The organism is Okeania sp. SIO2F4 (assembly GCF_010672385.1).
Classification (GTDB): Bacteria; Cyanobacteriota; Cyanobacteriia; order Cyanobacteriales; family Microcoleaceae; genus Trichodesmium.
The window spans coordinates 1-8,186 of sequence record NZ_JAAHGT010000408.1; the positions used below are offsets into that span (position 1 = coordinate 1).

General features: G+C 37.9%; 5 protein-coding genes. 2 read left to right on the forward strand and 3 right to left on the reverse strand.

Features of this window, described 5'->3' with window-relative positions:
• The 3 genes from F6K22_RS23145 to F6K22_RS23155 all read right to left on the reverse strand — a co-directional run.
• The coding region (locus F6K22_RS23145) for a hypothetical protein (RefSeq protein ID WP_293103280.1) at positions 1 to 229 on the reverse strand (229 nt) is incomplete at its 3' end.
• 21 nt (positions 230 to 250) lie between these two features.
• Positions 251 to 4,318, reverse strand: a complete 4,068-nt coding sequence (locus F6K22_RS23150; RefSeq protein ID WP_293103283.1) for a HEAT repeat domain-containing protein — start codon at positions 4,316 to 4,318, stop codon at positions 251 to 253.
• A 27-nt stretch (positions 4,319 to 4,345) separates the two neighbouring features.
• Complete coding sequence (locus tag F6K22_RS23155) at positions 4,346 to 4,852, reverse strand: hypothetical protein (RefSeq protein WP_293103286.1); 507 nt, start codon at positions 4,850 to 4,852, stop codon at positions 4,346 to 4,348.
• 551 nt (positions 4,853 to 5,403) lie between these two features.
• Between F6K22_RS23155 and F6K22_RS23160 the strand changes: the two genes are divergently transcribed.
• Together F6K22_RS23160 and F6K22_RS23165 are read left to right on the forward strand one after the other, a co-directional pair.
• On the forward strand, positions 5,404 to 5,994 hold the full coding sequence (locus F6K22_RS23160) for a Uma2 family endonuclease (protein ID WP_293103289.1): 591 nt from the start codon (positions 5,404 to 5,406) through the stop codon (positions 5,992 to 5,994).
• A 648-nt stretch (positions 5,995 to 6,642) separates the two neighbouring features.
• Positions 6,643 to 7,821, forward strand: a complete 1,179-nt coding sequence (locus F6K22_RS23165) for an LptF/LptG family permease (RefSeq protein ID WP_293103292.1) — start codon at positions 6,643 to 6,645, stop codon at positions 7,819 to 7,821.
• Positions 7,822 to 8,186: the final 365 nt, after the last annotated feature.

Here is an 8,186-nt window from a genome sequence, read left to right on the forward strand (position 1 = left end):
TGTTTTCTGTGGCTTCTTGACGAGTTCGAGAAACCCATTCTTGAGCATCTTCTCCTACTAATGGATAAGTTGCTTTTCCTTGAATATCACGCCATTTACGCCCAGGTTTAGGGGTTGAATTATCATTTATTTGAAGATGACTTGATAAATAACGCATTAATTGAAGCTTTTCTTCAATGTTTAATTTTTCTGATTTACTGATTAACTCATTTAATAATTCTTGAGACATGATGAATGATACCTCCTTACATTACTTACTTCCATAAAACCTTTGTGTACCACCTGACCAAAATAGCCAAATCACAACTGCTACCCAATGAATAATTAGCACAACCCACAAACTGCCAGTTAGTAAGTATATGATTGTGCATCCTATACCCAAAATTACTGCTAGAATTGGGTTAATTGGTGTTGCAAAATTCCAATGTTTCCCTCGTTCTCTGTTTTCCCATAATAGGAGCCGGACTACTATTTGGAGACAAATAGATACAAACCACCACCATCCTACCCATAACCATGATATTACCAACCGCCATAAAGTAGTTGAAACTTGCTCAGTTGGATGGGGTAGTAATAAGACCCGAAATATTAGTTCTTCAATTAACACTCGGGTGGAAAAGGTTACTAACAAGTCTGGAAGCAATTTTTTGAGATGGGAAAAGCTGCGGTTAAAGTAGAATACTTGATTGTTTTTGTCTCTTATCCATAGGAAAATTGCTCCAGAGACTATTGCTCCAGGGACTAATAATGTTAACCCTACTACTAACCAATCTTGAGTATTCATCGGACGAGTAGCAAATATCAAACGATTGGCTAAAATTTCTAGGATACTAAGTAATAAGTTCTTAAAGAGAAAAAAGGTTAGAAAAAAGGCTGGGAGCCATATTAAGAGAAATATATATGTGAGAGGATTTGGCAGTATTACTATAGCTAATTTGAATATTACTGTAGCTATTACTGCAACTAATTTGAATATTACTGTAGCTATTACTGCAACTAATTCAAATATTACTGTAGCTATTCCTACAACTAACTTGTGCAAGGGATGATACAAATATAGTAATTTTTTTAACAAAAATTCCAGGTAGGGGAGAGTTTTAGCGCAATTCCAGATCATTCTGACTAATCTTGACACAAAGTTCCAGATCATTGCGACTAATAGTGGTAAAAGGAAAATGGGAAACCATAAAAACAACCCGGGTCTTTTAAACAGAAACGGAAGATGCCAAGCTTGATAAAATTCTGGATAGGGCAAAGTTTGGGCACATTTCCAGATTGTTGTATAGCATATTTGGAAGCGATTATAGAAATTGCTGTAATTTGATATTGATAGGTCTACAACTGATAATAAGTATAAGTTGTCTTTTAAGGATGTAACGACTTCTGCCATATTCTCTTCTACTAAAACTTCCTCTAAGCTTTCTGCTGCATGATCAGAATCACAGTGATCGCCAAACCATAAAAATTGCGCCAAAACACCAATGGCTTTCTGATTGCTAGGGTCAATTCGCCCTAATATTTCTGCTGCTTGGATACGAGTCCAACAAGGAACAGTAAACTTCAACAAGGACACCAAACCATCAATGGCTTTCTGATTGCCAGGGTCAATTCGCCCTAATATTTCTGCTGCTTGGATACGAGCCCAAGAAGGAACAGTAAACTTTAACAAGGACACCAAACCATCAATGGCTTTCTGATTGCCGGGGTCAATTTCTCCTAAGCTTGCTGCTGCTTGGATACGAGTCTGATAATCAGTAGCAGACTCTAACAATTGCACCAAAACATCAATGGCTTTCTGATTGCCCTTGCCAATTCTCTCTAAGCTTTCTGCTACTTGCCTGCGAGTCAAATTATCACAAGCAGTTCTCAACAATTGCATCAAACTATCAATGTCTTTCTGATTGCCCGTGCCAATTCTCTCTAAGCTTTCTGCTGCCAGCTTAATATAATAATCAATATAATGACTACTATAATCATTATCATTAATAGACCACAGCTTATGCACCCAATAATCAATGGTTTCCTGATTGCTGGGGTTAATTTCCCCTAAGCTTTCTGCTACTTGCCTGCAAAGAAAATTGCAAGAAGTAGACTCCAGCGAATGCACTAAACCTTCAATGGCTTTCTGATTACCCTTACCAATTTCCCCCAAGCTTGCTACTGCTTGCCTGCGAATATCATTATTAGCAGTAGATTCCAATAAATTCACTAAAGCATTAATCGCATTCTCATTCCCCTTGCCAATGTTCCCTAAACTGTACGCTGCTAGTCTGCAAGCATAATCATCAGCAGTAGACCCCAATAAATTCACTAAAGCATTAATCTCATTCTCGTTCCCCGTGCCAATTTCCCCTAAACTGTACGATGCTAGCCCGCAAGCATAATCATCAGCATTAGACACCAACAAATGCAGCAAACTATCAATGGCTTTCTGATTGCCTTTGCCAATTTTCCCTAAGCTTTTTGCTGCTTGCTCGCGAATATTATCATCAGAAGTAGAGCCCAACAAATCCACCAAACTGTCAATCTTGCCTGTGCCAATTTCCCCTAAGCTTTCTGCTGCTTGCCTGCGAATATTATAGTCCCTAGACTTCAAAAAATGCAACCACAAACGATTGCTCTCGGGGTCAATTTTCCCTAAGATTTCTAGTATTTCCGTTTCAGGAAAATACGGGAAACAGGAGACATTACGACCCCAATCAGCTATTTTCTGGACTATTTTATCAGTTTTAGTGTAGTTTATAAATTCACCAGCTCCAGCAGCAGCAAGAACATAAGCCTGATATTCATAAAATCTCGTATCTAATTTTTTCTTTGGCAAAAAGTGTTTACACCCATCCTTAAACTTAGTTAAAGCTTCAATAAACCCCTCTTTCTCTCTCTCCTCCACATCCTCTCGCCCCAACCACAGCAAAATCACCTGCTTCCACTGCGGCTCAAAAATACGATAACGCCTCCCCTTCACAGGTTTATTCTTATGTTCGCGAGGCAAGAAAAAATCCCAATCATCAATAACCAAAGCAGCAAAATATTCCTCAAACGTGGCATGAAAAAAAGCATACACCTTTTTCGTCGGTGACTCTGCTGCCACCCCCACATTATTCAACCATCCAATTTGCAACGCCAGATAAAACAAAGAATTTTCATCATCAGCATTCCCCAACCTCTCAACAATAAAATCCTGACGCAACCGAAAACGACTCTCACTAGAATCAATATCATCCTTCGCCAACTTACCCAACGCCAGATTTAATTCCCGTTGCTTACTTTCCTTAATTGGAAAAGGAACACACTTCCACCGATAAAACTGCTCCACAAACTGACCATATAATTCCGCCTTAGTTTCCGGCAAACTTCCCTCATATAACTGCCAACTCCGACACAACAGCGCCAACCGCAAAGGATTTTGCACCAAATCTCGCACCCGTGCTTTTTCCTCTTTACCCAATTCCACCTTTAAGCGATCGCCCTTACTATTCTCCCCCCTTACAAAGTCTTGCTCTTGCTCTTGCTCCCCCCTTTCAAAGGGGGGTTGGGGGGGATTAAAACGGGGTTGAGGGGAATTAAACCAATTATCAATAAACTGCTCTACCTGCTGAGGATAATCAAAATCCAACAACCGAAAAGTCTCAAAATCAGACAAAGCATTCACATCAGCCTGCCAAACATTCAGACGACAAGTCAACACCACCCGCGCTTTACCCACCCACCCCGAAAGTTGACGAGAAATATTTTGCAAAGTCTGACTGCCAGAAGTAGCAATTTCATCTACCCCATCCAACAATAACCAAACTCGCTTCTGTTGAAATTGTTCAGTAAAATTATCTTGCACCTTCTGGCGCTTATCTGGAGAAAAAGGCAGCCAAGAATTAAACAAGAAATCCTCAAGACTCCTCAAATTCCCATCTTGAGTCAAATCTGCCAAAGAAACCCACACAGGCAAATCCAACCCTTCCTGCAATATCCAATTCCCAATAGTTTGCAACAGAGTAGTTTTGCCCGCCCCCGGTTCACCAATTAAAGCAATTCTCTTGCCTTGACTTTTGCCTTGTTTTTGCTGTAAAATCTGTTTTAAGAATGTATTGTGGGTAAATCTTTGCTTTTCCTCATATTGGGGTTCATAAAGTTTCGTTCCCTGTTCGGGAGATAATTCATCTTGTTGCCGTTTCTCAGACTTTTTCCGTTCCACCAGTGCCAGTGGGACATAAATTTGTTCTCGGTGTTTTTTAGCCTCCTCATCATCGTGAAATAGAGAATTGCTGGTTAGTTGCTTACTCAGCATTTCCCGACAAATATCTTGCCATTCCTTGAGAGTCAATTCTCTTCCCTGTTCAGGCGAAGTTAGTCAAATGGTAGTTCGCCTGTCAATCTTACGGTTGTCAATATTGCCAATTGTGTCAGCCACTATTGAGCCTTCTCCCGTATCAATTTTCTTTTCACTTTTTCCAATCACCATCCCACCTGTTTCTGCCTTAATTTCTTTTGCTGTTATGTAGGCATTCTTTTCATCTTTCGACTCCAGAGACTTTAACGCTTCTCTAATTTCTTCCACAACCTCAGTCAACTTTGGATGAGGATTTTCTTCTACTGCCGCTGCTAACTCCTGTATTGTCCGAGCTACATCAGGATTAGCTGCTGCCTCCTGCATTTCCAAAACTGCCTGGCCATAATCCAAAGGTTGCTCTGAAGCTTGTTCAATAGCAGCTATAGCACCAGGAGATTCTTGTTTCAGATATTTCATCAACTTAGCACTTCTATCCCAAACTGCCTCCCCAACCTTTTCCCCAGTTTTTTCCAAAGCTTTTGTCCCCAATACAGCAGCTAGCGCCATTGCAATAGTAATAGGTTCCATATCTCCTCCTAAAATTGGACTCAGATTAAGTTAATTATTAGATACTATTCTAAGACATCCTATTTAATCAGAGCAAATTGAAAAAACTAATTAAACGAATTTAGGAACATAGGAAAAATATAAGTATTAGACTTCTACAAAAATTAGAGATTCTGTTAATTACAAATTTATTTTGAAGTTAGCGATCGCTAACCTTTTTCAAAACTTTTTCTCAACTCAAAATTCATATAGCATTTCTCTGTTTAATAAGCTACATTTACGATCCCCCTAAATCCCCCTTAATAAGGGGGAATTGACCTTGTATTTCCAACCTTGTCAAGGGAATGGCAGGGGGGATATAAATCCAAATCCATACTTTTCAAAAATCCTCTAATAATCCTATTTTTTTCTTGCATTAACTAAATAATTATTACTTTCAATGAATCTTTCATTTGAGCTTCATTTATAGTCATTTTAGCCATATTTATTTTGATAATTATTTACACAAATCATAGCAATTATAATAAATTCAATGATAAGATAAAAACAATTAATTTAACTGTAAGAAAACTATGATTGCTCAACCCCAAGATTATCAAAAAATGACTCCTGAAGAATACCTGGAATGGGAAGCTAAACAGGAATTTCGCCATGAATATGTAGATGGAGAAATTTTAGCCATGACAGGAGGAAGTCTTCCTCATAATGATATTGCCCTTAATTTTTATACAGCTCTAAGGTCTCATGTCCGTCAAAGAGGCTGTCGAGTTAATGTGTCTGATGCTAAAGTTCAGGATGCTAAAAATAGTTGTTATTTCTATCCAGATTTAGTTATTAGTTGTAATCCTGACGATTTAAAATCTCGTGACTTTATCAAACACCCTAAAGTAATTATTGAAATTCTTTCCCCCAGTACAGAAAAATACGATCGCGGCAATAAGTTTAAATATTATCGTCAGTTTCCCAGTTTGCAAGAATATGTTTTAGTAGATTCAGAATCAATATCTGTAGAAATTTATCAACGTGGCGAGGGAAAAATTTGGCATTATTGTGCATATACAGAAGAAGAATCAATTACATTATCAAGTATTGAATTTACTTCTGCTATTGAAGTTTTATACGAAGGAGTTAACTTTGAAACTGATACTATTGAGGAAGAATAAACCTGGTGGACTGATACAACTAAAATGGTGCGTTACGATGGATTGTTAAGTACCTTTCAAAGTCTAAGTTTTAGCCGTCTAACACACCCTACTGAACTCCTTTTGTAGGCATTATATTAATTCTAATATTAGCTATTGTAGGTCATTGCGACTGGAACGGAGTGAAAGGAAGCAATCTCGCACCACCCCTGAGATTGCTTCCTATCGTCGCAATGACAAGTTTTCAGTAGACATCTGGTGATAATCAAAAATTAAATCAATTATCTCGTATAAATTATCAATTCTTTCGCCCTACTCCCTGCTCCCCGCTCCCCGCTCCCTCTTTTCCGGAGAGGTCTAGTATATATTAATCATCTGGTGATAATCAAAAATCAAATCAATCCCATACAGATAAATCATCAATTCTTTCCCCCTATTCCCTACTCCCTACTCACTACTCCCTCTTTTCCGGAAAGGTCTATTAATCATCCCCATATACAATTAACCAAAATCAAATTTCTCTCAGCAATTTCTCAGTTTTAGAACTTTACGATGAAGATTAAGCTAACCTTGAATAATATCCTAAAACATCTATTTCATCAGGGCAGAATTAAAAGCCAACCTAGCTTTCAATTCTGAATTGTAGACTCGACCTTAAATCTGAAATATATGGAGCGCAGTATCTCAAAGTCCTTATTTTTCCTCCAAAGATTGGAACCAAAAATTTCAGTCATGGACCGCTACATGACCGCAGAATTAATTGGGCCATTCCTCTTTGGTGTAGGATTATTTTCATCTATTGGCATAACAGTTGGGGCAATGTTTGAGTTAGTCCGAAAAGTGACAGAATCTGGACTACCTGTTTCTATTGCCATACAAGTATTTCTACTCAAAATGCCAGAATTTATTGGTTTGGCATTTCCGATGGCAATGGTACTTGCTACCCTCATGGTTTACAGTCAGATGTCTGGCAATAGTGAGATAGTTGCTCTGCGTAGCTGTGGCATTAGTGTCTATCGAATGGTTATACCTGCGGTTATATTAAGTCTGACGGTAACTGCTTTCAGCTTTGCCCTTAATGAAGTAATTGTACCTAATGCCAATTATCAAGGGTCTCTGATTCTAGAAAAAACTCTAGAGCAAGACAATCCTCCTTTTAAAGAAAAAAATATTTTCTATCCAGAGTTTGGGAAAGTCGAGCAACCAGACGGTAGTCTAGACGATACACTTACCCGCTTATTCTACGCGGAAAGGTTTGATGGTAAGTATATGAAAGGGGTAACTATTTTGGACCGTTCCCAATATGGAGTTGACCAAATAGTTTCTTCCGAAACAGCAACTTGGAATTCAGCAGAAAATATTTGGGACTTGTTTAATGGGACAATTTATCTGGTATCTCCAGATGGTTCATATCGTAATATTGTCAAGTTTGACCATCAAAAATTAAAGCTTTCTAGTGCTCCTTTAGATTTAGCAGGAAAAAGACGTACTTATAAACAGATGAATATTGCTCAATCTTATGAATATTTAGATTTAATGCGACTAAGTGGAAATTATCGGAAAGTTGTTAAAACCCAAGTCAGAATTCAACAAAAATTTGCTTTACCATTTGTATGTTTAGTAATGGGTTTAGTAGGAGCAGCTTTGGGAATTAGACCGCAAAGAAGGGCTAATAGGGGTACTAGCTTTGGTATTAGTGTGATAATTATTTTTGGTTATTATTTACTTTCATTTATTACAGGAGCAATGGGGCAAAAAGAAATTTTGACTCCTTTTTTGGCTGGATGGCTACCGAATTTTATCGGTCTTGGAGTGGCAGTATTATTGTTAGTAAGAGCTTCTCGTTAATAAATTTATAATTTAGAATTAAAAAGTCAAAAATTCAAAATTGAGAAGTTAGAAGTTGTTTTTGTAACGGGAATTTCTGAAGTTAGAAGTTAGTAGGGGTGATTTCCTGCGGAATGCTGCTAATTACGCGAATCACCTGTACAGAAGTCAGAAGTTAAATTCTTACTTTTTTATTTTTATAAAACTAGAAAAAATATTTAACTGATGGCTGATAACTGATTAAAAGGTGAGGTTTTAGACCCAATTATTTTGATAGTTCAAAAGTACCGCGTCTAGACTAAAATTATGGGTAAAAAAAACCTAAACCCCCAACCCCCTTCCCTAGTAGGGAAGGGGGAGTATTTCACCCCTCTCCTTGCAGGAGA